A 22,948-nucleotide genomic window follows, 5' to 3' on the forward strand; every position below is an offset into this window, starting at 1 on the left:
TAACCGGCATCCTGCCCGGTCCCACATTTCCAAAATCACCACGCATCCACGCAAGAAAGACGACAAATGACCAATACATCACCGCTTTTCGATCCTATCCGCATGGGCGACCTGGACCTGCCCAACCGTGTTCTTATGGCCCCTTTGACACGCAACCGCGCTCAGTCCGATGGCACGCCAAGCGCCATGGCACAAACCTACTATCGGCAACGCGCTTCTGCAGGATTGATCTTCTCGGAAGCCACGCAAGTGTCCGACTTGGGCAAGGGGTATCTTGATACGCCCGGCATCTACACGGACACACATGTCGAGGGCTGGAAAAAGATCACCGATGCGGTGCATGCAGGCGGGGGGCGCATTTTTTGCCAGCTTTGGCACGTGGGGCGCATCAGCCACGTGTCATTGCTGCCCGATGGCGCATCGCCCGTGTCTTCGTCAGATTTACAAGCCGACGCGCAGACCTTTACGGCCAACGGGTTCGAGCCGTGTTCAAAGCCCGAAGCGTTGACCATTGATGGCATCCAGAAAACCGTCGCCGATTACGTACACGCAGCGCAATGCGCCAAAAATGCGGGCTTTGACGGGATCGAAGTGCACGCGGCCAACGGCTACTTGCTGGATCAGTTTCTGCAAGACGGCGTAAACACACGCAGCGACACCTACGGCGGGTCACTGGAAAACCGCATGCGTTTGCTTGAGGACATTCTTGACGCTGTCAAAGACATCTGGCCCGCAGGTCGCATCGGCGTGCGCTTGTCGCCGCTTGGACAAGCCGGTGACATTTCCGATAGCGATCCCGAAGCCTTATTCACCGCCGTTTACAAGATGCTGGACGCCCGGAAGCTGGCCTATCTGCATGTGGTCGAGGCATTTCCAGGCGGCGAAGACAATTCCGACGGAAAAGAACTGCTGGCACGGTTGCGCAGCCACTACAGCGGCTTTTTCATCGGGAATGGTGGATATGATGCGGAACGCGCGACACAAGCGATCGCGGACACGACCGCCCACGCCATCAGCTTTGGGCGTCCCTTCATCGCCAACCCCGATTTACCCAACCGCATGCGTTTGAACGCTGAAATGACAAAGCCGGACGGCGACACATTTTATGGCGGCGACGAAAAAGGGTATACGGATTACCCGTTTCTCGACGACTGACAATTCGCTCCGCAGCAAACATAACGGCGCACAGAGGGTCCCTGTGCGCCGTCTTTACCTGTGCAGCCCGTGTGGCAATCAGTTGGTTAGAATATAGTAGCTGTTGCGCACATTGCCTTGGTTGGCGACAGCAACCACAAAATACCCGTCCCAGCGTGGTGTGAATTCACAATAAATCACGTCAGAATAGCTGCGATCAAGACACACAGTATTGCCGTTTTCGTCTGTCACCAGCAAATCCAGATCGCTATCGCCGTCACCTGCGATGCCTATTTCAGCATGGCGGCCGCCATAAAACGGAACTTTGAAAATATCGACTTTGCCACCCGGCAAACGCGATAAGGTTCTTGATGCGCCGCCGATGCGACCACGTGCGCCTTCGGCCTCTGCGTCTTCAATCAATCCAACAACTGAAGGATCACCACCGGCGAACTCTTTGGCCGCAGCCAACATCGCCATGGCATCAGCAGGGGCATCGGACGCATCTGTGCCGCCCTCTGCGACAGCGCTCTCATTGTCTTTTGTTTCTTTGTCACGCTCAACATCCGTCATGTCGATGGACATCATAATTTGCGCAGCAGCCAATGCTGCAACGGCGTTCTTGGTGGCTGTTGCATGGGAAAACAGGTCTTGGGCAAGCGCCGCTTTGGCAACAGGGCTGCTTTCGGTGGACGCACTGACCTCAGCACGGTTTTCGCCAGATTTATCTTCGGCCGAAACAGCCATCGGGGCCATCGTCAGGGCCGTTGCGCTCATAAGGGCAAACATCAAATTACGTGTCATCGTTGAATTCCTTTCACAGTGATACCTGCTTGGTACCAAAGAAACATGACCAGCCAAAGTCTTGAATTCCATACCTTTTTTATGACAAATGCTGTTAGGAACCGATCTGTAGGTACAGTTTTCATCGATACGTGCACAGCCGTTCGAAAATCAACGGCGCAACAAATCTGCCAAAGCTAGGATCGGGAACCGGCCAAAAACCGATCCCCGAAACCCGTAATGATCCAACCGTCGATAAGATCAGTTGGATGCGATCATCTGTTCCAGCCACCCCAAGTAATTGGACACACGGGTGTAGGCTGCGAATTGAGCCGTCTCAAGGCATGACTTGGTTGAGGTGTTGGACAAACCCCAGCTGACAACGCCAGCCTGAATGAATTCGCCGTTTTTCAAAGGCACAACCAAAGGTCCCCCGCTGTCGCCTGAACACGATCCTTTGCCGCCCTCGAACGTACCGGAGCACAGCATGTTTTTGGTCATCGGGGCGCGCACGTGGCTGATCAATTCCTGCCAGACCGCTTCAGCCTCGGGCTGCTTCAACCCAAAGGCTGACGCGGCATAAGCGATCCCTTCGGACGCTGCTTTGGCACGCGAATCCAGCATGACTTCGTTACAGTTTTCACGGCTTAACATTTGGATTTCAGCCTGTCGCATTTCCGCGGTGCGTTGCGCACCTTCGATCAAACCCCATCCCGTCACGACGGTGCGTACACCGGGCGTGTCCAACTGGTCGCCAAATTCCGCATCCGGCACTTGAATGGTTTTGAAAGGCACGGTTGGCGCGCGGGACAGTTTGATCAACGCAATGTCATTGTCGAAATCTTCACCAACGTAAGCCGGGTGGCGGATAATCTTTTCAACAGAAATGGCATCGCCCTGCCCCTCAGCCAGCAGGTTGGTGCCGACCAGCACGGAAATCGCTTGCGGGTTCAAATCACGATAGACCCCGTTCGCATCCGCCATGTGGATGCAATGTGCCGCTGTCAAAACCCAAGTGTCCAAGATCATTGATCCGCCACAAAACTGCGCATCTGGCGTCACCGGCTGACCTGCAATCAGCAAAGCAACCTGCCATGGCCATGCACCCTGGTCCGCGATTTCTCCACCGATGACGCGCCCTGCACTGTCGGCCTGTTCCGCTTCTTCGGCGCGTGTCGCTTTGGCGCCGCTTTCAGCAAAGGCAAAAGGCGATGCAGCGCCCGCGGGTTGCTCTGGCAAAGTGAGTGTTTGCGCCAGCAGCTTGGGGGCCGCAAAGGTCGCAACCGAAGCTGCCACAATGGCAAACGTCGCTGTTAAGGTTTTAAAGGTCATTCTTGGTGTCTCCTTGAGAATTTTGTTAAAAGTTTAGTGTTCTGGATCGGGTGTCAGCGTCAGATCCAACCGCGTCACGGCAAGCCCGCCGCCCCCTTTGGGCGCCAGTGAAAAACCCCGCGATGTGGCGGGATCCGTCAGATTGCCCAGAAATGCGGCCATCGGCGGTTCATTGGTTGCGCGCTTGGCAGCGCTGGTGCCCAAGGCGGCAAAGCGGGTGCGCGGGCTGCCAGGCGTGGCTGGCACCGACAACACTATGACGCTTTCGTAAATCGGGGTTGATCCATCGTTGCGCAATCCAAAGCGCAAGGTTTTCTGAGCACCGCTTTCCAGTCGGTTCGACAGGTTTTGTGGCGGCCACAGCATCGAAATAGCACTTTCAGCATCGATATAAAGCACCGTCATATCCACCATTCCCGCGGTTGGGTTTTTCAGCGTCACTTGCAAAATGTCGCAATGACTGGCAGTGGCATTGCCCTTGGCATCAAGCCTTGGGCCGCTTGGGTTGGCGCAACGCCGCTGCGGACCTGTTTCGCCAACTTGCAACTTGAAAGCAGCGCTCGGTTTTGACGAAGGCAGGGAAAACCCGCCGATGCGGCTGCCTTGCCCCAGCTGCGCCAAAGCCCGTTCCAACCGAATACGGCCGGCCACTTGGGTCAAGCGCATGGCAAGAACATCCGCATCACCTGACCCCAGACGGGGTGAGGCACCAGCCCCCTGCCCGTCCAGCACCCCATCGCGGCCCACCAGCGCCAAACGGTCGCCCGTCCACACAACGCGGTGTGTCGGATCAGCGCTGGTCACATCAAAGTCAACACGCGCGGTCAATGCCCCGATACCGCCGCGTATATGCGTTGTCGCATCTTGCGTGATGGAAACAGAAAAACTGGCGTCGACTGCGCGATTTGCAATCTGGGCGTAGGCGACTTTTACCGTCGGGAAAGGGTCCAGATAGCGCAGCACAGCATCGTTCGCGTTCACCTTTTCCACAACCGCTTGCCCGACGGGTTCGGAATCCAAAAGCCCTGCAAACAAATCAAGCGTACTGTTGGCAGTCACATCGTCCAAAAGCCCCGCCTTCAACGTCTGTCCGGCTACCGCAATCCGCGACACGCCGGGCGCATCGCCGCCAAAAACAGGCGTATCTGCCATGGGTCCTTCAACATCAGGTGTTTGCACCGCTTGGCCCGCTTTGCTTTGCATGCGTTGTGCGGCGGCCTGAACCAGTTGCGTATAGGTCAGATCGGGCACTTCGCGCATGAGCCCCGTCAAAGCCCGCGTAAAATCACCATGCCACTGACGTTCCGTGCCCACGGGGTATTCAAAAGCCCGCTGGTCGCTTTGCGCGGCATAAAGATACACAAAATCACCCTCAACCTCGGGGGGTGCGGCCCCTTCGCCTTGCGCCACCTGATCAGGCACACCAAGCGCCGCAGGACTGATGTAGCGCGCCCGTGCAGCATCATCACCCAAAGCACGAAATCCGGTGCCCGAATGGCAGGCATCCAAAATTGCAACCAAGGCGACACCCTTGGCCGCAGCCGCACGGGCCACTTGCGCAAAGTCATCGTCCAGAATTGCGTTTTCGACATCTCCGGTGGCGCTGTTCCACCCCTTGGCATCACGCGGCAGAAAAATCTCGTCCAGCCCACCGCCTTCGTCGCCGTCCTTGTCAGGGGCCTGTGCGCCATGGCCTGAAAAGTAAAAAATCAAAGTGTCACCCTGCGCCGCCTGTTCGATCGAGGCATCCAAAGTCGCCAAGATCGTCGCGCGATCAGGGACAGCGCGCACAACACCTACAGGCAGCACCGCATCGCTTTCGGACAGCACCGTGATATCTGGCGCCGCGATCCCGCGCATCATCAAGGTGCGCGCCATCAAACCCACGTCATTCTTAGGGCCTTCAAGATCGGCATCCAGATACAGATAGTCGCTGACGCCCACCAAAACTGCACGCATCTGTTGCGCAAACACTGGCTGAGCCGCGAAATGGGCCGCACAAAAAACAGCGGCAAACAGGAACTTGGTCTTTAACATATCTAGCAAGGTACGGCCCAACATTTTGCAGAGCAACGAAAGGTTAATTTATGACAGCATTATTCATCAATTGGACGGGGTGATACGCCGCGGCGTGATCCGACTGGCTGTGGTCGGCGTCTCGATCGCATCAATGGACCGTAGAAACCCATTGAAATCGGAATTCAGGCGCGTGGCGTCGGTGCCAGCGGCAATGACCAAATCCACCTGATCCTCGGGCAAACGCAACCGTGTCGGCACCTCGTCCAGCTTGGCACGGCGATCCGCGTCAAACACATCAAAGGCCACCTGCCCCACGAAAAGCTTCACATCTCGACAGTCCCATCCCGCCAAGGTCCCGCGCAAAGCCCGCACGCGAGACGCAGGCAACCCACATCGCCATTCGATCAAATCTTCGGCGTAATCATCCAACGTCAAACGCAAAACATCGTACCCAACGCGGGTTGCGGCCCCCATAGATGAATTGGCAATGGCAAGACCCAACTGAATGCCCCCCGGTCCCTTCAACCGTTGGGTCCATTTGTAATCTTGTTGCGTGCCTGCGTTGGCGACCAAAAACAACATGCGGTTGACGCGCACTGCCTGTTCTTCGGACATCGGGCCAAAGGGCGTTTCGGACTTTGCCCGCGCCACAGACATGCCTGTGGTGCCAAAGTTGTCTGTGATTGCGCCGTCCAGCAGCTTCACCAGCTTGACCTTTTCAGGGTCACGGTACGTTTCAAGCATTTGCCCATAGGCTTTTAACGCGCTTGTGCTTTCGGGGTTGAACCGTGCCGACGTCAACCAATCTGGTTCTGAATAGGCGCACCCTTCGTTGTGCACCTTCAATGTGATGGGCGTAAACACCAACGGAAACGCGGCAGAGGCTGCAACGGCTTCGCTTAGGGGCAATCCGGCCAAATCAGAGCACAGCGCATCAAAGGTTTCTTTGCTGAACAGGAAAGGCGTGTTGTTGGCAACATCGGACGCATTGATCCAAGTCGTGGCATGATCTGCGGCCCACAAATCCTTGAAGGTGGCATTGCCCAGAATGCTTTCGTCCAGAAAACGCGCAAATGTCTTGCGCGAATTGACACCGCCCGCCAGACCACGCGCCAGAACCAACGGGTTCCACGCCGCCGTTGCCATATATTTTTCGGCGTTCTTAACAAGATAGATGTCACGGTAAGCATCAACACCTTTCGGACCGTGCAGCCCGAAGTACGCCGCCGTAACAGAGCCCCCGGAAACGCCCGTGACCAGCCGCACATGGCGCAGCAAACCGTCGGGATTGTCGTCGCTTTGCGTCGCGTGCTGCAACGCCTGCAACATACCGTGGGAAAACGCCGATGCGCGTGTCCCGCCACCCGAAAACGCCAACCCGATAAACACGTCATCACGGCCCAGAACTTCACCACCGAATGCGGGTTCTGCCGCTGTATCCTCTTGCAAAGCTGCTGGATTTATCGGCGCATTCCATGCTGCACAAGCCGCGAGGCAAAAGGCGCATAAAACAGTTAGAAACGCTTTCATTAAGAACTCTCTGAAATTCGATCGCCAGAATGCATGGAAAGGTGGAGCCAATCGATTTCTATTGCAAACCCTTTTTCAACCTCTGCAACCCTTGGTCGTGCGCCATGCCGCAATGCGATCGCCCGCACCAAAGACAGCCCCAAACCATGGCCCGGTGTTTTCTGCGTATTTGCCCCACGCGCAAACGGCGTAAACAGATCCGCCTTTAAGTCAGCTTGAATGCCCGGCCCCGTGTCCGCCACACGCGATATGATCCGTTGGTCAGTGCGGGTCAGAGTTACGGAAATCGTATCGCCCGGACGGGTATATTTCAGCCCGTTTTCGATCAGGTTTGAAAACAATTGGGTCAACAAATCGGGATCGCCCAACAACATCATATCCACACCAGCCTCTACCTCCAGATGGCGTGACGCATCTTCGGCAACAGGGTCATATAGCTGCTGCAGGCCGCGCAAAATTGCGGACAGATCCACCGGAACAAGCCCCTCTGAGCGCCCCGCCTCCGCATCCATTTGCGCAATCGACAAAAGACTGTCGAACAGTCGAATGGTGTTGCGGATTTCCTCGTCCAACCCTGCGCGGGACACATCGTCCAGATCAAGACGGTCCAGCTGCGTCCGGATACGCGACAACGGTGTGCGCATTTCGTGTGCCACGACATTTCCAAGGCGTTGATGCGCATCAAACAGATGCGAAATCCGGTCCAGCATCGCATTTATATGTCCCACCAACGCGCTTTGTTCGCTTGTTCCATCAAGCCCCCCAAGCCGCGCGGCCACCCCCCCTGCACCGCCAATGCGCGATAGATCAGCGTTCATTGCAGCAATCCGGTTGCGGGCCGCGCTTGCGGTCAACCATGCCGCACACAAACCGGCCATCAGCATCGCCAAACCAAACCCGCAAAGCACCCAAAGCATGCGTGTTAGGGTCTGATCGACAGGGTTCAAGCTGACGCCAACAAGCACAGGGAATCCGCCCCGCAGCCCTTGAGAGGACACCAGATGGTCCCCCCCTGCCCCGACAGCCACACGGTCGCCTTGTGTCGGTCCGGTGCCTTCTTCGGGCACTTTGACCCCTGCAGGCCAATCCGCCAGATTGCCAGCCAGCATCTTTCCATTGCGGTCCAATAAAACGTAAATACTGCCGGCCGGATCACCCTTGTCGGCACGGTACGCGATGGCCTCTCGCAACGATACGATGCGACGCTGATCATAAAGCGCGGCGAACCCCTGCACCTCTGCCTGCAACCGGTCTTCGGTGGCGCGGATCAGCCGGTTTTCCAAAACTCCATACACCACCCAAACCCCAAGCACGGCCAGCCCAAGCGGCACGCAAGCCACAATCAACGCGGTGCGAAACGGGCTGCCAGAAAACAGGCCTGTCATGGGCGACTTTCAGGGGCCGGCCCAAACCAATACCCTGTGCCCCGCGCCGTGTGTATCCAATCCCGCCCCGTTTGGCTTTCCAACTTGCGCCGCAACCGACCTACGTGGACATCCACAACATTGGTCTGGGGATCAAAATTCAGGTTCCAGACGTGTTCCAAAAGCTGCATGCGACTAAGAGGCGTCCCTGCATTTTGGGCGAAATACAAAAGCAGATCGAACTCTTTGGGGGAAATGGGAATATGGGTTTGACCGTGATGCACCGTGCGGGCACGCATGCGAATTTCCAATGCTCCGAACACCAGAAAATCGTTGCCTGTGTTTTCCGATCGCCCGCGCCGCATCAAAGCCCGGATGCGGGCCCGCAATTCTTCCGCATCAAACGGTTTCGCCAGATAATCATCCGCCCCACGATCCAAACCATGGCTGCGATGGCCAGCATGGGCCAGTGCAGACACCATAAGGACAACAGGCACCTGGCCTAGCGCCCGTAATTCCCCGATCATGTCCACTGAATCGCCATCCGGAAGCAAGCGGTCGACGATAGCCAGAGCCACAGGATGGGCCTGCGCGATGGCAAGCCCTTGTGCAAAGGTCGTGGCCTCAAAAGCGGACAGTCCAAGATCATCGCAGGCGTCGCACAAAGCGCACATCATTTCGGGATCGTCTTCAATAACAAGAACTGTGGCACTGCGATCAGTCAAAACTTACCACCTCTTGATCCAACACATTCGCACCACTGGACGGACGCAACCCCACACCGTCATCCCAAGGATCCAGCATGTAATGCTGCGTGGCCCCGTCGGGCAGAACGATACGCAACAAAAGCGGTTCGTCAAACTGAAAGGTTTGCGGCCAATCCGGACCGAAGGTTTCCACCCCCCGCCCGTTGATTGCATCAATGCGGTCGCCTTTGCTCAGGCCGACGAAGAACCCTGTCCCGTTTGATGACACTGCATCAATTGTGCCCATGACATTGATCGTCAGACCCATGTCTGCAAATCCGTAGGTCTCTATCGCCTCAGCGGCGTTTGTGGTCATCGCGTTCAAACTGGCCGGCAACGGTGTGCGGTCCACCGTCAAAGTGATGGTACGATTTTCGCGGATGACCTCAATATCAGTGTCTATATTGGACTTTCGCAGCGCAAATGCCAAATCACCGGGCGTTGTGATTTGCGTGGCACCGTACACCGTCAGAATATCGCCAGCCTGCATCCCTGCCCGTGACGCGGGACTGTTTGGACGCACAAGATCAACCAGAACCCCCTGCCCCTCAAAGCCAAGCGCCGTACGGATGCGGGGCGAAAACGGACGTACCTTCATTCCCGGCGCCAAAATTTCGGGCCCTGGTTCCCGAGATAGAAACTCGCTTACGTCAGCTGCTGATATGGCGTAAGCGATGCCCACGAAAAAACGCGACCCATCGCTGATGCGGGTGTTTACGCCCAACACCCCGCCCTGAAAATTCAACAATGGCCCACCGCTTGAACCTGGATTAACGGACGCGGAGTGCTGAACGTAAAGCAGCGGTTGCGTGGCGTCGACCTGACGTGCGCGTGCTGACACGATACCCGCCGTCAAACTGAAACCCGCCTCCAAGGGGGCGCCAGTGGCATAAACAGTGTGACCGGGATGTACAGCGCCGACATCCAACTGCAAAGGGTCGACAGACGTCGCTTTTTCAGTCTCTAACACTGACAAGTCTAGCATTTTGTCGATACGCATCACCCGCGCCGCCATACGCGTTCCGTCTTGAAACACCAGCATGACACGGCCCGCATTTCCAATCACATGCGCATTCGACACAACTGTTTTTTTATCGCGGACAACAAATCCAGACCCCAAGAAGCGGTTCCTTCCATCGTCACTGCGCACAATGACAGTGGACGCTAAAACGCGGTCCGTCGTGGCCTTTGTCATATTTGTCGCGCGGGCCGCATCAGGCGCAAACCACCCGAGCGTTATAAAAATAGCTAATGTTATCAAACGCATAAATCACCTTCTTCGTTACTGACATCAACTTAGACCCTCCGTTTTATGAAAACCCGTGAAAAATGCTGTCATGTTTGAATTGGGCGCTTGGCAGAGCAACTGGCCGCTACTACCCTTTGATGCAATTCGGTTCATTCAACGAGGATATTATGCGCTTTTTAATGACAGCCTTTTTCACAGCAACCCTGTCCCTGCCCGCTTCCACATTGTCGGCACAGGCCACACAAAGCGCCATCAAACGCGCCGAAGCCAGTCGCGTGTTGTTTGACATTGGCTTGGAACAGCGCGACGCCCTTATGGTTCTGGCCGCCGCAAAATTGCGCAGCACCTTGAACCTGACACCGTCGGATCGCACACCAGACGGCGGCACGCCTGATGACACCGGCAGTGTTCTTGACCCTGAACAAATGCTGCAATTTGCCTACGACTTCGCCGCAAGTGATCCATTGCTGCTGGGCGTGATCGAAGATGCCGCGGCCGAAACCACCAAAGGCGTAACCGGTGGGCCGGTGTTCAATACTGCCACCATCGCCCCCAAGAAAACCGACACCTATGGTGCTGTGCCCTTCGATGCGGGCGTATACGCGGAAATCTACGTCGAAGCCAAAGACAGCAGCGACCTGAACCTGACCATCCGTGACGCCCAAGGCCGTCTTGTATGTTCGGACACCGACACCAGCGCAATCGCCTATTGCGGATGGCAGCCCCGCACCGCAGGGGATTTCAGTATCAATGTGCAAAATATGTCAGGGCGTTCGGTTCAATACTCCCTCATCACCAACTGATAGGACGCACACATGCGATGTAATTTGATGCGGCGCTTGGGTGCTGCGGCCATTTTGATGCTGACGGCACACCCTTTGTGGGCAGACAATCACGCGCTTGTTGTGGGCGCGTCGACTTACACCAATCTGGACGAAAAATTCTGGCTGCGGGGTCCGGCCAACGATGCTGTCCTGGTTAAGACCTATCTGACCACCACCGCCCCGGTCCCCTTCCCCGAAGGCAATGTGATCATGTTGGCAGATGGTGTCACAGCATCTGACGGCGATCCGACCTTGCAAGGTATTCGAGACGCTTTTGCGACGTTGCAGGCCAAACTGCAGCCGGGCGATTTCGTCTACCTGCACTTTTCCGGTCATGGCACACAAACACCAGCAGCGGATCCAGACAGCGAAACTGACGGGTTGGATGAGATGTTTCTGCCCATCGATATCGGACCATGGGATGATACAATCGGCTCCGTCGAAAATGGGTTGGTCGACGATGAAATCGGTGCGCTTATTGCAGGATTACGTAATACAGGCGCCACAGTTTGGGCTGTTTTCGACGCCTGCCATTCGGGCACAGTGACGCGGGGCGCCCCAGCGGACGCAGACGACGTCAGGTTGCGCAAACTGGCACCGGATTCCTTGGGTGTGCCAGCCAGCGCGTTGATGGCGGCGGACACCGCCGCATCACGCGGCCTGCCCTCGAATCCGCGCAACCGCCCCCCCAGCCCCGTCGCAGATGCCGTTGCTGCTGGCCAAGATGCTGGTGCGTTCGTTGCGTTCTACGCCGCACAGACAAATGAAACGACCCCTGAAAAGCGCCTGCCGCGCGGCGACCCCGAACGCAAAAGTCTTGGTGTTTTCACCTACACCTTGTTTGAGACCATGGCCGAAAATCCAAACCTGACATATCGGCAATTGGGGCAAGAAGTTTTGCGTAAATACGCCGTTCAAAACCTCGCCTTGTCCACGCCAATGTTCGAGGGAGATTTGGACGCGCATATCTTTTCGGGAACTCCCGGTGAAAAGGTTTTGCAGTGGCCCGTGCGCGAAGGTGAATTTGGTTTATCCTTGAATGCTGGCGCGTTGCATGGCTTAAAGACAGGTGAAATTCTTGCCGTTCTGCCCACCGCCGCAAGCGCCACAATGGATGCGATTGGCTATGTTGAAGTTCTATCTACAGATACGTTTTCAACTGAATTGAACCCTATCACGCACGCAGAACTGGCGGCCTTTGATCCATATGATCTTCCGACTGGCAGCTTTGCACGTAAGCTTTCAAGTCGCGTGGATTTTACCCTGCGCGTCGCCCGCCCAAAAGGCATCTTAAGCGCGGATGTCACCGACGCATTGGTGCAGATCGAAAAAGATTTCAATGGGCGCCTTTTGATGGTTGACCCCGGACTGGATGCTGATGTGCGATTGTCTATCATGCCCGACAGCTCCCGCCCTGACGCTATCTGGATGCTGTCCGGCTCTGGTCTGTTTTCTTCGGATCAAGAAATGTCGATACCATCGGTCGGCACTGCAAACCGAAGTGGGGCGGAAATCGCGACGCTTTTGCTGGACAATCTGGAACGCATGGGACGTGCCATCAACCTAATGCGCATGGGCGGGCATTTCGACAACGCGGAACTTGGTGTTGAATTAGAACTGCAAACCAAAAACCGACAGGAACCCGACTTGCGCACTTTGGATACCACAGCCGTACCGATCCTTGTGCCAAATGACCAGGTGCACGTTCTGGCACACAACGGCGAAGCCTTTCCGATAGATGCCAATATTTTGCATATTGGCGTGGACTATTCGATCACCCATTTTTTCCGCGGTCGGTTACAACCCGGTGACACCCTAAAAAAGGGGCTGTTTCGCGTCACGAACGACACATTTGGCCGCGATCGTGTTGTGGTGATTTTGTCCCCGGCAGAAGCCCAATCAGAGATCGAGGATCTTAGGTTTCTGGGCCAAAGCGCCGTAGAGATTTTGCGCGGAACAGAGGAACAAGGTTCCGACTTTGCCAATGCCCTGCGGACGGCAGGATTTGGCCAAACGACCCGAGGCGCGGTTTCACTTGATGAAGACAGCGGACCGGAACCTGTGATTTTGCAGTTCGAGATCGATACTGTGCCAGATACCAAAAAATGAAAATTGCCCATGGGCAACTTCCTCACCTTCACCCATTAGGAACGAAAATTGCCCATGGGCAATTTTCTATTTCCGGTCATCCAAGAAGCTTTCCAAAGCAGCCCGCAAAGCAGCACTTCCTATTGAGCTGTCAAATTCTACCACAGTGCGACGGCCTTTGTTGCGGACAGTGATCGGAACATCACCCGCCGTACGACGATAGGTTTTTTCATGGGTCGGCTTTGACCCAGTGGCAGGCTTGCAGGCCGCCTTGAGACGCTTCATGACTTCAACACCATCCAAAGGGCGGCCCATCCCATTGCGCGCGTCTTCTTGCGCTTGAGCGATTGAATTTGACGTCTCTATCAAAACGCTTAAAGACTTTTTTTCGGCAATCAGCGGCTTCAAATCACGCGCATGGCGTTCTTTGATATCACGAATAGATGCGAAGGCTGCAACGATTTGAGACGGCAAATTTGCCAGTGATAAATAGCGGCTTAACCAGGGGGGGCTGACCTCTAGCCGTTCTGCCATCGCCTTTTGTTTACCACCATAATAACGCGCGATCGCATCCGCATAATCAATGGCGCGTTCATAATCAGAGATGTCTTCGCGGTCACGGTTTTCAATGTCTGCCAGACGAAACGCTTGTTCGTCGGTCATTTCACGGACATCGACCAGATACTTGAATTGCAGATAGTTATGCGCCCGCAACCAACTTACAGCAAAATGACGACGGGCCCCGCAAATCACTTCGTAGCGTAGCGGTCCATCGGGTAGGGGACGCACAATGGCCGCGAATTCCTGCCGGCCTTGTGACCGAATACCATCAATTAAATCGCGGCAGTTTTCTTCGGTCAAAAGGGCGTAGTCGCGGTTGTGACGTTCCCACATCTGACACTCTGCGGGGTCCACCCATCGCAGTGTTTTTTCTTCTATATCGCCTGCAACCTGATCTGCAATCGTAGTAGATCTTTTCAAAAAACGACTGGATCGTGCGGCAGATTTTGAAGGGGCCATGTCGTCCAGCCCACCCAACACATCGTCGTAAAGTGCGTCGTGTTTTTTGTTCATAACAGTCCTTCCTTTCGCAAAGCGGGATAGTGACTTGGCCATGTTTTACGGATCAGAACTTCGATCTCGCGGTTCACCGCATCCAGATAAGCCCGGCATCGTTTGTGCGTTTCTGTGCGTGTCGCCGGCCCAGTGGTTTCGTAGACCGTCGATAGGTTTGCAGAGGCGTTGTCGATTTCCGCGCTGTCTTTCAAAACGGCCTGCATCATGTCCATAGGGAACACAGCGTCCATCATCCGTTTGATAGCGACATGCGCCGACTTATTGTCGTTCATTTTAGTCCCCAAAATGCGCAAAAATGCATATTCGCGGGCACCACCAGCCTGTGCCAGTTCATGCATCGTCGCACCCATCATCTTAAGGAAATGCGCTGTTGATCCAAAATCAATATTGTTCGGAGGTGCTGGGATCACCAAGGCATTGGCCGCACGCAACACAGACAACGACAACATGCCAAGGGCAGGGGGCGGATCCAGAAGAATGACGTCGAACTGATCCTTGATGGTATCTATGCCAGAACGCAAACGGTCCAGAACAAAACTTTGTTCGCGCACCATGCGGGCAGCGAATTCATATTCGGCGTCATAAAGGCCAAGGTTCGCAGGAATAAGCGCGACATTCGGCCAGTAGGTTGCACGTAAAGCATAGTGTAAAGACGATGGGCCGCCGTGACGGAAAAACGGGTAAAGGGTGTCTTCGTCTTCGTCGACATCCACGTCAGGGTTCAATCCAAAAACGCTTGTTGTGCTGGCTTGACTGTCGCAATCAATCACGCACACCCGATATCCTTTAAGCGCAAGATACTGCGCAAGATGACAAACTACCGTTGATTTGCCCACGCCGCCTTTGAAATTTTGGATTGCCAAAACAAGGGCCTCATCGGTATCGGCCCGATGTGGCAATGTTCCAAACAAAGTGCGCATACGGTTGATATCGGTTAGCGCGTATCCGGTGCGACGATTTGTGGTTGGGTCTTTATCAGGTTCAGGCAAGCGCCCGTCATCTTCAGCATCACGGATTGCTTTTTCACTGCGACCGACCATTTCCGCGGCTTTGCGCATGTTGAACCGCAAGTCCAATGTCTTGTCAGCCCCCGGGGCATACACGCGTTCCCGCAGCCGTCCGATGACGGTTGATGCGCGTGTCGCGAGGGTTTCCAGATCATCTAAAGTGACAGGGGGCAGGGCAGGGTTTTGCATCTATGTTACCATCTTGGAAGTGTCCTTCGAATCATGGTGATAAATGGTTCTTGGGTAAAGTGCGAATTCTTAGGCATGTTTGTCCAAAAACCGCACCTTGCAGGTGTGGCACCACAGTGTTGGAAATTCGCGTGGTACCGGAGCAAAAGATGGAGCTTTATTGCCCGATAGGCAGCTTGTTGCCCAATTTGTAAGTTTCGGCTGATCGTAACGGGGTTTGTAATATGAATCGGTCAATCCAAAAATCTTTTAAAACCAAATTTGAAAAACCAGTCTTTTCTAATTCATATAGTTCTAGTTCATACAGTGTAAGTATCTGTTATAAAGACGAAAAACCCTTTATCTCTTACGTATTGGGCTGGCTTGGCATACGTAATGGGATGTTTGACCTTACGCAGTGGGATCGCTGTTCTTACGTTTAGGATGCACTTTAACTCTTACCTATTGGGTGGTTCAGTATAGGGGATTTTACAGCAAAAAAAGTGTATTCTTATCAAAGCATTGCGATTCGGCTTCCGAATCAGTCGCTATTTAAAACTTACGTTTTGGGTGATTTACCAAGACCTCTATTTCTGATATCTTACACTTAACAGCATACAAAAGTAAGCGAACACAGGTAAGAGATGGCGCCCAAAGATCGCCCCATACGCACGGTCGATGCCAGACCAAACGCAGAGACGCTGGTAAAACCCGGCGAGTTGGTTGATCTTGTTGAGGTCACGCCTCTGACTTTGGCAGACCGCCGTATTTATAACCAGCTGCTGGAAAACGCGTGGGACGCGATTGAACGCCCTGTGACCCATATGATTTCCAAAAGTGACTTGCGGGGCTCTCATAATTCAAATGACCGGGTTGGTGAATCCATCGAACGGTTGATGGCTTCCATCGTCAAGGTGCGTGTGATGCGCGACGGGGAACCCGCGATTGAACGCGTGCAGCTGTTGGGCGGCAACATCGAAACAACACGGCGCGACGGGTTGTTTGAATATGAAATTCCATCGCGGCTGCGCAATATCATCAAAGATAGCACCGTTTTTGCACGGCTTCAGCGCGAAGTGATGTTTGCGCTAAGTTCGAAATACGCCCTGACCTTGTACGAGATGATCCAGAAGCGTGGCAAGTTGCGCTGGCGGTCGTCTGAAAAATTCAGCCTTGAGGATTTGCGCGGCGTTCTGGGTGTTCCGAAAGGCAAGCTGGCCAGCTGGTCCAACCTTAAATTGCGTGCGATTGATCCTGCCTTGGAAGAAGTGAACGCGCTCAGCGATTATGTTGTTGCTGTTGAACCGGTTAAAACGGGACGGCGTGTCACCCATGTGGAATTGCGGTGGTGGACCAAAGACGCCAAAAGCACAGCAGAAGCCGAACGCGAATTGAGCTTTTCCAAAGTAGGGCGCAAAGCCCGCACCAAAGGTAAAGTTGAAGACATAAAGCCGCGTCCGGCGTGGTTGGACAAGAAGGGGCCAAGCCTGCGATCCGAGACGTATGAAACAGCGCGACTGCGGTATGCAGGTTATGATATTTATCATGTGGAAGGTGAGTGGCGGGCATGGTCTGCAGGCAAAGATGCGCCACAAGACCCGGATCGCGCGTTTCTGGCATTTTTCAGGAAATTCGCTGAAGCCAATCCCATATAGGCTCTACTTCGCGGCTTAGAGTAGCAGAATTTACTGGGGCAGCTGCAAAACTGCGGTGCAGACTTCAATTCCGATGATATCCTGGCACAATCCGGGTGGGCCCTCTGATCCGTCCAATGGCGAAAGCATCGCGTCAAATCCGGTCTGCACTGTCAAAGACCCCGCGTTGCGCCAATATTGTGCCTGAACGCTGATGGCTTCGCCCGATTGATCGGCGCGTCTGCTCAGTGCTTGCACCCAATCATGCAAAGCGACGCCCACAATATTGGCAAGATGGAAATGTCCGGCCTGATCAAAGGTGACAAGAATTTCGGAAGCGATGGCGGAGCGCGCAAAGATTTGCATGCTGTCTTCATTAAACACATTCACAAAGGCAGTGGTCAGCGCATCATGATCAATTGCTGCACCGCGCTGTATGGCGGCTTTGGCCCGCAAAATTTGAACGTCGGCTTCCAGTCTAAGGCGGTCTTCAAGGTCCAACCCGTCTGCGTCCAACGCTTGTAAGCTTAAATTAGCGGCGCGGTCCCACTGTCGGGCCTCGCGGGCGTGTCGTATCCGGGTTTCTAGGTTAAGATCGGCTTGCGCTGCAAGACCATCAGACGCCTGCGTCATCCAGCGCTGCAAAAGTATTCCGCGGGGGCTGTCTGCGGCAGTGTTCGCTGCAAGTATGCTAATGGCGCTGGCCAGTAGATCACGCACAGCGGGATCATTCAGAAGTTCGGGGCGCAGGGCAGGGGCGGTGGACTTGGGATCGACCAGATCGTGAAAGGCGGTGTCGTAGTGCTGGCCGGCCTGATTGTCGCCTTGAACTTGGGCGTAGATGGCCATCATTGCGCTTTGGATTGCGTTCGAAACCCGGACCATGGGATCATCATCTAGCGGCGGGGGCATACGCAGTCCGCGCAACAGTGATGTTGCCTGTTCGTAGTCGCCTGTTTCAAACACATCCGAAGATTCGCGCATCAGCTCGGTTGCGCGTGTGAAACCGGGGCTTTCGTTCGGGGCCACAGGGGCATCCAGCAACGTGCGCAGTTCGTTTCTTTCGGGCTCAATCAGAACGTCAAGCGGATGGACAGCCATCTGCGCCACAATTGCCTGCGCTGCCGCGTCATTTCCGAACCACGCGTGATAATATGCCATATAGCTTAGGATGGCGTCGCGTGTGTCGGTATCGCCTGACTGTTTCGCAAGTGCGGCCCCTTCATCCAGCAAGCCCATGCCGCGTTCGTAGCGGGCCAGCCCCGACAGGATCAAAACACCGTTTACCAGCATAACGCGCGCCCAAAGCGGATCTTTCAGTGTCCCTTGCGCTTTGGCCTCGCGCAGTGATTGCGTCAGATAGGCGTCCATACGCAGCGCCCCTTTGTCGTCGATTTCTGCGTCGAAACGGTCAAGCACATCCTGTGCTGTCAGGGTCTGGGCAACAGCGGCTGTAGACATTGCTAAGACCAGCACCATGGAAACAAGAAACCGCATCACGAGTTCCCCACCATAAAGAACGGCGCCCACGCAAAGGGATGGGCCAAGGTCGGGTCACTGTCATCTTCCATAAGCGTCAACATGGACCTACGCAGGGCTTCTGCTTTGCGCAGATCCGGGGTCTTGCGCATCTGTGCGAATGCCCCGGCTGTCAGCCGCGCTGCGGCATCGTCACGTACGGGCCAATGGCTCACCAAAAGCGCTTCGGCGCCGGCTGCGAAAAAAGCACTGGCCAACCCTGATAGTCCTTCTGCGCCTTCGCCGTCACCGGCTGCTGTATTGCACGCAGACAAAACCACCCATTCCGCGTTCAACGTAAGTCCGGCGATTTCGCCTGCTTTCAACAATCCATCGTCGCCGGGTGTCGGCTCAAGCGGGGGTGTTAATGCAAGGGCGGGTTCATCCAAACCTTGCAATTCGCCCGATATCAATCCGTGTGTGGCGAAAACAACGACGTCTTGGGTGCTGAGGTCGATAGCGTTCAACGCGGTTTCTGAAGCCTGCGCACCCAATAAGACCTGCGCTTTATCGGGCGCAAACGTTGCAGCGATGGCACGTACTTCGCGGCGTGTGCCGGGCAGGGGGGCCAATGCGGTGATGTCGATTTTATCGTCACCGCTGCGTGCAACGTCTGCCGCTGAGGACGTGCCTTGAAATACGGGATCGCCCAACGCCAAAAGGGTTGGCGTTGGCAGATTTCCCGGATCGGATGCTGCAGATTTGACAGCAAGCAAAGACACCACAGAGGGCATCAAAGTGATCGCATGGGTGCGTGCCACCCAGCTTGCGTCGCGTAAATCCTGCGCAGTGGGATTTTCGATTGTGTCTTCGATGTCTGTCAAAAGAGCAGCAAACGGCAGTCCGATCCACGCCGCATCTGGCACAATGCGCAGGTGGTTGATGGTTTGCAACTGATCCCAATAGGGACCAAAAATCAGCTGGTGAATGTTGTGCGCAAGGGATGTATTGAACCCGCGGCGCAGCGTGACGTCTTGCGGGTCATCCGCCCCGTCTTCGGCGCCGTCTTCCGCGTCGTCATCCAATGCCGCAGCACCACGAAGCACCCCACCATCCAGCCCCATTTCTTGCCGGAACCGGCCCACCAGATCAGCGGCGTCGCCTGATGTTGCGGGCACTCGTTGCCACAACAATAGATCGCGCCCCATGACCCAGATGAATAGGTTCTGCGGGGCTTGGTGCAGCAAGATTAACGCCTCGTCGGGGTCCAATGCCGCTTGAACTTGCGCCACGGTCAAAGGCACAGGGGCGATAATGTCGTTGTAGCCGGGGAAGGCCTCTGCCAGATCCAGACCATTGGCGCGAATGGCCACATCCAGTTCGTTCAGCCGCAAGCGCCGCGCGGTGGGATCCAGATCGGGATCAGCCCGAATGTGTTCGCGTTCCTGGGTCAGGTCGCGTCGGGCAATCGCAAGGTCTTGCGCCCCGGCTTCACGGGCCGCGATGCGCAATGCAATTTGTTGCACAGCCCGCGCGGCCCGAGAGGTTTGCACAGCCTGTGCGACCTGAAACATTTTGTCGGCTTGCCCGTAGGCATCTGCCCCGTCTTGCGCAAAAGCAGACATGGCGTGGCAGGCGAAAATAACAGCAACAATAAACTTTTTCATACCAAAGTATTCAAAGCGTGTCGGGCTTGGTCAAGTGACAAATCCGGTTAGTCGGAGTGCGGCTTGACGCTACTGGGCCATTTGCTTGTCGACCTGTTGTTCTTCGTTGATCATGGCTTGCAATTGCCGCCGAAACCGCAATTGCCCGCCATCAATGGGCAAATCGATGTGCGGCGTGGTTTTGTCCGTCATGCCTTTTTGCACCTCGTTCAGCACTGCGCGGTCTTCTTCAAAGGCGTGTTGCACGTCCTCGGTCATCATTTTGGACAAGGCTTCGTCTTCGGGGCGAATATTGCGCAGTTGGAACCAATAGTAGCGGGTTTGGCTTTCGGTTGTGGGCGTCATGAAATTGTAGCTGTCCATGATGAAGGTCTTTTCGTGCAACGGGCCATCTGCCCCGCCAGTGCCCGCAGGTGTGAACACAGCCTTGATCAAAGCATGGGACGGGTAGCGCACTTCGTAATGCTGCAAGCGGTCGCAATTGCCCTCAAATTCCACGACCTTTTTGTAAAATGGCGCAGGTTCGTGATCCATCATCCAGCGATGCACAATGACGCCGTCGTCGTTTTTCTTGATCCGCAAGGGGGTGTCCTTGGTTGCATCGGTGGCAAAGCTGCTTTGGTGCACCCATGCGACATGGGTCGGGTCCAGCAGGTTGTCGCACATCAACAGATAATTGCAGTCCAATTCCATCGCGGCCCCGCGATTGATGCCCCACGCGGGGTCGTCGTAGTGTTCGATTTCAAATATTTCGGAAGGGTCTGCCAGCGCAGGGTTGCCCATCCAGATCCAGACCAGCCCGTATTTCTCGTGCAAGGGATAGGCGTGCACTTTTGCGTTTGATGGAATGCCACCCGATCCGGGTGCCCACACGCATTGGCCCACACAATTGAAGGTCAGCCCGTGGTATCCGCATTCGACGGTATCGCCTTTGATGCGGCCTTTGGACAAAGGCAGCTTGCGATGGGGGCAAGCGTCTTCCAATGCGACCAGATCATCGTTCTGCGTACGGAAAACACAGATTTTTTCACCCAGCACCATCACTTGCTGCAAGTCGCGCGTGATCTCATGATCCCATGCGGCGACATACCAGGCATTTTTCAAAAACATGTGTGGGCTCCTTTGATCCGTGGCGCTGTGATCTCACCAGCAGCCAGCGTGATCCACAAGCTGTTTCTTGGCCTGTGTAGGTAGTTATTCAATGCCGCTGAGGCCCTTGTTCCGTTTACGATTGCCGATATGATCGCTGGGATGTTGATCTTGTTGTTCCATATCATGTCAATCGGTCCGGTTGGGCGGTGTTGACAGGGTGGGGCGTGAAAGAGGATGGGGCCCTTGAGCAAAGACAAAAGCTTAGACGCATGGCAGATGCAGGCGGTTACTGTCGCGTCGGCGTTCAAAGCCGCGGCACAGCACGCACCGGACGCAATGTACTGCAAAAGCGCTGCAGGGGCACTTAATTACGGTCAAGCAGCGGGCGCCATTCAAACCCTTGCGGACGAATTACGCGAGGACGTGCAGGGCAGGGCGGTTGCTTTGATCCTGCCCAATTCGCCTGCGTTTCTAATCGCGTATTTCGCAATCCTCTTTGCAGGTGGCAAACCTGCTTTGATCAACCATGGGCATCCCGACAGCACCATCGCCAAATTGTTGGGCGATTTGGATGCCGCAGTCATCCTGTCTGATCGCGTACATCCCGGCGCAAAAACCCGCATCCTGACCGAAGGGGCGTTGAATGATTTATTCGCCCCCGTCGGTATAGCCCCCGTCGACATGGCCCGTTTAATCGACCCCACAGAACCGGATGATATTGCGGCGATCTTGTATTCGGGCGGCACGACGGGGCTGCCCAAACAAGTGCCACATTCTAATGCCGCTATCGTTGCCACGATGGAACGCGGTGACTGGGGGTGGCGCACGGGGGCGGATGAAATCTGGTTGCCCGTCGCGCCATTCACGCACATTTACGGGTTTTTAATGGGGCTGACCAACCCGATCATTCGCGCAGGTGGCGTTGTGATCCCCGACCGGTTTCAGCCGGATTTGATCGTGGACATGCTGGTCAACGAAGGCGTTACGATCTTTGGTGGCGGGCCTCCGGCTATTTATCAGGGCGTGATGTCGTCTGCGAAATTCGCAGACGCGACGTTCCCAAAGTTGCGGATTTGTCCGGGCGGCGGCGCACCCTTTCCATTGGATGTTCACAGACGGTGGGAAGCGGCGACAGATTTGAAGATTTACGAAGGCTACGGCATGACCGAAATCGCGCCTATTTCGATCAACACCGAAGCACATGGCATCCTGCGCGGATCGGCAGGCAAGGCGGTGCCTGACACGGTGATTGAAATCGTTGATCTTGAAACAGGCGATACCGTGCTTGAGGTCGGAGAGGCGGGTGAAATCCGCGTCAAAGGCCCGCATATGATGACCGGTTACACCGGCGACATGGATGAAACCGCCATCGCGCTGCGACATGGCTTTGTCTACACTGGCGATATTGGCACATTGGATGCTGACGGCTTTCTAACGATCACGGATCGCAAGAAGAACGTGATTTTTGTCAGCGGGTTCAATGTGTTTCCCAGAGAGGTCGAAGAGCTGTTGTTGACCCATCCTGCCGTGTCCGGGGCTTGTGTTGTTGCGCGTGCGCACCCGCGATCTGGCGAGGTTCCGGTGGCTTTTATCACATTGCGGTCGCATGTTTCCGCAGACGACGTCGCATCGTTTTGCCGTGACAATCTGATTGCATACAAGCAACCTGCCGAAGTTGTAATACTGCCGGAAATGCCCCTCACACCTGCTGGAAAAGTGGACCGAAGCGCTTTGCAAAGCGGCCTGAAAGCGACGTAGAATTTGAAGTGAAAGCCT

The 22,948-nt window shown here is 55.2% G+C and carries 17 protein-coding genes; 5 read left to right on the plus strand and 12 right to left on the minus strand.

Annotated features, from left to right (window positions below):
* Positions 1-66 precede the first annotated feature (66 nt).
* Positions 67-1,155 carry an alkene reductase gene (locus tag ASD8599_RS19800; RefSeq protein ID WP_108830514.1) on the plus strand — a complete coding sequence of 363 codons (1,089 nt, stop codon included), beginning with the start codon at positions 67-69 and terminating at the stop codon, positions 1,153-1,155.
* Between the two features lie 78 nt (positions 1,156-1,233).
* Here the strand turns inward: ASD8599_RS19800 and ASD8599_RS19805 are convergent, their stop codons facing one another.
* The 7 genes from ASD8599_RS19805 to ASD8599_RS19835 form a co-directional block, all read right to left on the minus strand.
* Positions 1,234-1,938, minus strand: a complete 705-nt coding sequence (locus ASD8599_RS19805) for a hypothetical protein (protein WP_108830515.1) — start codon at positions 1,936-1,938, stop codon at positions 1,234-1,236.
* Between the two features lie 240 nt (positions 1,939-2,178).
* Positions 2,179-3,249 carry a S1 family serine peptidase gene (locus ASD8599_RS19810; protein WP_108830516.1) on the minus strand — a complete coding sequence of 357 codons (1,071 nt, stop codon included), beginning with the start codon at positions 3,247-3,249 and terminating at the stop codon, positions 2,179-2,181.
* Between the two features lie 33 nt (positions 3,250-3,282).
* Positions 3,283-5,286, minus strand: coding sequence for a caspase family protein (locus tag ASD8599_RS19815; RefSeq protein WP_245926172.1), 2,004 nt, complete (start codon positions 5,284-5,286; stop codon positions 3,283-3,285).
* A 66-nt stretch (positions 5,287-5,352) separates the two neighbouring features.
* The gene (locus tag ASD8599_RS19820; RefSeq protein ID WP_108830518.1) at positions 5,353-6,798 is read right to left on the minus strand and encodes a patatin-like phospholipase family protein; all 1,446 of its coding nucleotides are present in this window, start codon (positions 6,796-6,798) and stop codon (positions 5,353-5,355) included.
* On the minus strand, positions 6,798-8,183 hold the full coding sequence (locus tag ASD8599_RS19825; protein ID WP_108830519.1) for a sensor histidine kinase: 1,386 nt from the start codon (positions 8,181-8,183) through the stop codon (positions 6,798-6,800). The genes ASD8599_RS19820 and ASD8599_RS19825 overlap by 1 nt, the downstream gene beginning before the upstream one ends.
* Positions 8,180-8,887 carry a response regulator transcription factor gene (locus tag ASD8599_RS19830; protein WP_245926170.1) on the minus strand — a complete coding sequence of 236 codons (708 nt, stop codon included), beginning with the start codon at positions 8,885-8,887 and terminating at the stop codon, positions 8,180-8,182. Before ASD8599_RS19830 ends, ASD8599_RS19825 begins: the two co-directional genes overlap by 4 nt.
* Positions 8,880-10,175, minus strand: a complete 1,296-nt coding sequence (locus ASD8599_RS19835; RefSeq protein ID WP_108830520.1) for a S1C family serine protease — start codon at positions 10,173-10,175, stop codon at positions 8,880-8,882. Before ASD8599_RS19835 ends, ASD8599_RS19830 begins: the two co-directional genes overlap by 8 nt.
* Positions 10,176-10,324: 149 nt before the next feature.
* Here ASD8599_RS19835 and ASD8599_RS19840 point away from each other — a divergent pair, with 149 nt between their 5' ends.
* Together ASD8599_RS19840 and ASD8599_RS19845 are read left to right on the plus strand one after the other, a co-directional pair.
* Complete coding sequence (locus tag ASD8599_RS19840; RefSeq protein ID WP_146188252.1) at positions 10,325-10,960, plus strand: hypothetical protein; 636 nt, start codon at positions 10,325-10,327, stop codon at positions 10,958-10,960.
* A 12-nt stretch (positions 10,961-10,972) separates the two neighbouring features.
* Positions 10,973-13,090 carry a caspase family protein gene (locus ASD8599_RS19845; protein WP_108830522.1) on the plus strand — a complete coding sequence of 706 codons (2,118 nt, stop codon included), beginning with the start codon at positions 10,973-10,975 and terminating at the stop codon, positions 13,088-13,090.
* A gap of 66 nt (positions 13,091-13,156) precedes the next feature.
* Here the strand turns inward: ASD8599_RS19845 and ASD8599_RS19850 are convergent, their stop codons facing one another.
* Both ASD8599_RS19850 and ASD8599_RS19855 read right to left on the minus strand, forming a co-directional pair.
* On the minus strand, positions 13,157-14,143 hold the full coding sequence (locus ASD8599_RS19850; RefSeq protein WP_108830523.1) for a ParB/RepB/Spo0J family partition protein: 987 nt from the start codon (positions 14,141-14,143) through the stop codon (positions 13,157-13,159).
* The gene (locus ASD8599_RS19855; RefSeq protein ID WP_108830524.1) at positions 14,140-15,342 is read right to left on the minus strand and encodes an AAA family ATPase; all 1,203 of its coding nucleotides are present in this window, start codon (positions 15,340-15,342) and stop codon (positions 14,140-14,142) included. Before ASD8599_RS19855 ends, ASD8599_RS19850 begins: the two co-directional genes overlap by 4 nt.
* A 623-nt stretch (positions 15,343-15,965) precedes the next feature.
* On the opposite strand from ASD8599_RS19855, the gene ASD8599_RS19860 reads away from it, so the two are divergent.
* Positions 15,966-16,976: a replication initiation protein gene (locus ASD8599_RS19860; RefSeq protein ID WP_108830525.1), complete on the plus strand. Its 1,011-nt coding sequence runs from the start codon at positions 15,966-15,968 to the stop codon at positions 16,974-16,976.
* Between the two features lie 30 nt (positions 16,977-17,006).
* On the opposite strand, the gene ASD8599_RS19865 is transcribed toward ASD8599_RS19860, so the two are convergent.
* The 3 genes from ASD8599_RS19865 to ASD8599_RS19875 all read right to left on the minus strand — a co-directional run bounded on the left by ASD8599_RS19865 (position 17,007) and on the right by ASD8599_RS19875 (position 21,190).
* Positions 17,007-18,452 carry a hypothetical protein gene (locus ASD8599_RS19865; protein WP_108830526.1) on the minus strand — a complete coding sequence of 482 codons (1,446 nt, stop codon included), beginning with the start codon at positions 18,450-18,452 and terminating at the stop codon, positions 17,007-17,009.
* Positions 18,452-20,080, minus strand: coding sequence for a CHAT domain-containing protein (locus ASD8599_RS19870; protein WP_108830527.1), 1,629 nt, complete (start codon positions 20,078-20,080; stop codon positions 18,452-18,454). The genes ASD8599_RS19865 and ASD8599_RS19870 overlap by 1 nt, the downstream gene beginning before the upstream one ends.
* A 69-nt stretch (positions 20,081-20,149) precedes the next feature.
* The gene (locus ASD8599_RS19875; RefSeq protein ID WP_108830528.1) at positions 20,150-21,190 is read right to left on the minus strand and encodes an aromatic ring-hydroxylating dioxygenase subunit alpha; all 1,041 of its coding nucleotides are present in this window, start codon (positions 21,188-21,190) and stop codon (positions 20,150-20,152) included.
* 225 nt (positions 21,191-21,415) lie between these two features.
* On the opposite strand from ASD8599_RS19875, the gene ASD8599_RS19880 reads away from it, so the two are divergent.
* On the plus strand, positions 21,416-22,930 hold the full coding sequence (locus ASD8599_RS19880; RefSeq protein WP_245926171.1) for a class I adenylate-forming enzyme family protein: 1,515 nt from the start codon (positions 21,416-21,418) through the stop codon (positions 22,928-22,930).
* Positions 22,931-22,948: the final 18 nt, after the last annotated feature.

It is taken from the genome of Ascidiaceihabitans donghaensis, assembly GCF_900302465.1.
GTDB lineage: Bacteria > Pseudomonadota > Alphaproteobacteria > Rhodobacterales > Rhodobacteraceae > Ascidiaceihabitans > Ascidiaceihabitans donghaensis.

Excerpts from the sequence above, each read along its gene's own strand:
- ASD8599_RS19860 (WP_108830525.1), top strand. The coding sequence starts at position 15,966 with ATGGCGCCCAAAGATCGCCCCATACGCACGGTCGATGCCAGACCAAAC.
- ASD8599_RS19800 (WP_108830514.1), top strand. The coding sequence starts at position 67 with ATGACCAATACATCACCGCTTTTCGATCCTATCCGCATGGGCGACCTG.
- ASD8599_RS19865 (WP_108830526.1), bottom strand. The coding sequence starts at position 18,452 with ATGCGGTTTCTTGTTTCCATGGTGCTGGTCTTAGCAATGTCTACAGCC.
- ASD8599_RS19850 (WP_108830523.1), bottom strand. The coding sequence starts at position 14,143 with ATGAACAAAAAACACGACGCACTTTACGACGATGTGTTGGGTGGGCTG.
- ASD8599_RS19855 (WP_108830524.1), bottom strand. The coding sequence starts at position 15,342 with ATGCAAAACCCTGCCCTGCCCCCTGTCACTTTAGATGATCTGGAAACC.
- ASD8599_RS19835 (WP_108830520.1), bottom strand. The coding sequence starts at position 10,175 with ATGCGTTTGATAACATTAGCTATTTTTATAACGCTCGGGTGGTTTGCG.
- ASD8599_RS19825 (WP_108830519.1), bottom strand. The coding sequence starts at position 8,183 with ATGACAGGCCTGTTTTCTGGCAGCCCGTTTCGCACCGCGTTGATTGTG.
- ASD8599_RS19820 (WP_108830518.1), bottom strand. The coding sequence starts at position 6,798 with ATGAAAGCGTTTCTAACTGTTTTATGCGCCTTTTGCCTCGCGGCTTGT.
- ASD8599_RS19875 (WP_108830528.1), bottom strand. The coding sequence starts at position 21,190 with ATGTTTTTGAAAAATGCCTGGTATGTCGCCGCATGGGATCATGAGATC.
- ASD8599_RS19805 (WP_108830515.1), bottom strand. The coding sequence starts at position 1,938 with ATGACACGTAATTTGATGTTTGCCCTTATGAGCGCAACGGCCCTGACG.
- ASD8599_RS19810 (WP_108830516.1), bottom strand. The coding sequence starts at position 3,249 with ATGACCTTTAAAACCTTAACAGCGACGTTTGCCATTGTGGCAGCTTCG.
- ASD8599_RS19845 (WP_108830522.1), top strand. The coding sequence starts at position 10,973 with ATGCGATGTAATTTGATGCGGCGCTTGGGTGCTGCGGCCATTTTGATG.
- ASD8599_RS19840 (WP_146188252.1), top strand. The coding sequence starts at position 10,325 with ATGCGCTTTTTAATGACAGCCTTTTTCACAGCAACCCTGTCCCTGCCC.
- ASD8599_RS19870 (WP_108830527.1), bottom strand. The coding sequence starts at position 20,080 with ATGAAAAAGTTTATTGTTGCTGTTATTTTCGCCTGCCACGCCATGTCT.
- ASD8599_RS19815 (WP_245926172.1), bottom strand. The coding sequence starts at position 5,286 with ATGTTAAAGACCAAGTTCCTGTTTGCCGCTGTTTTTTGTGCGGCCCAT.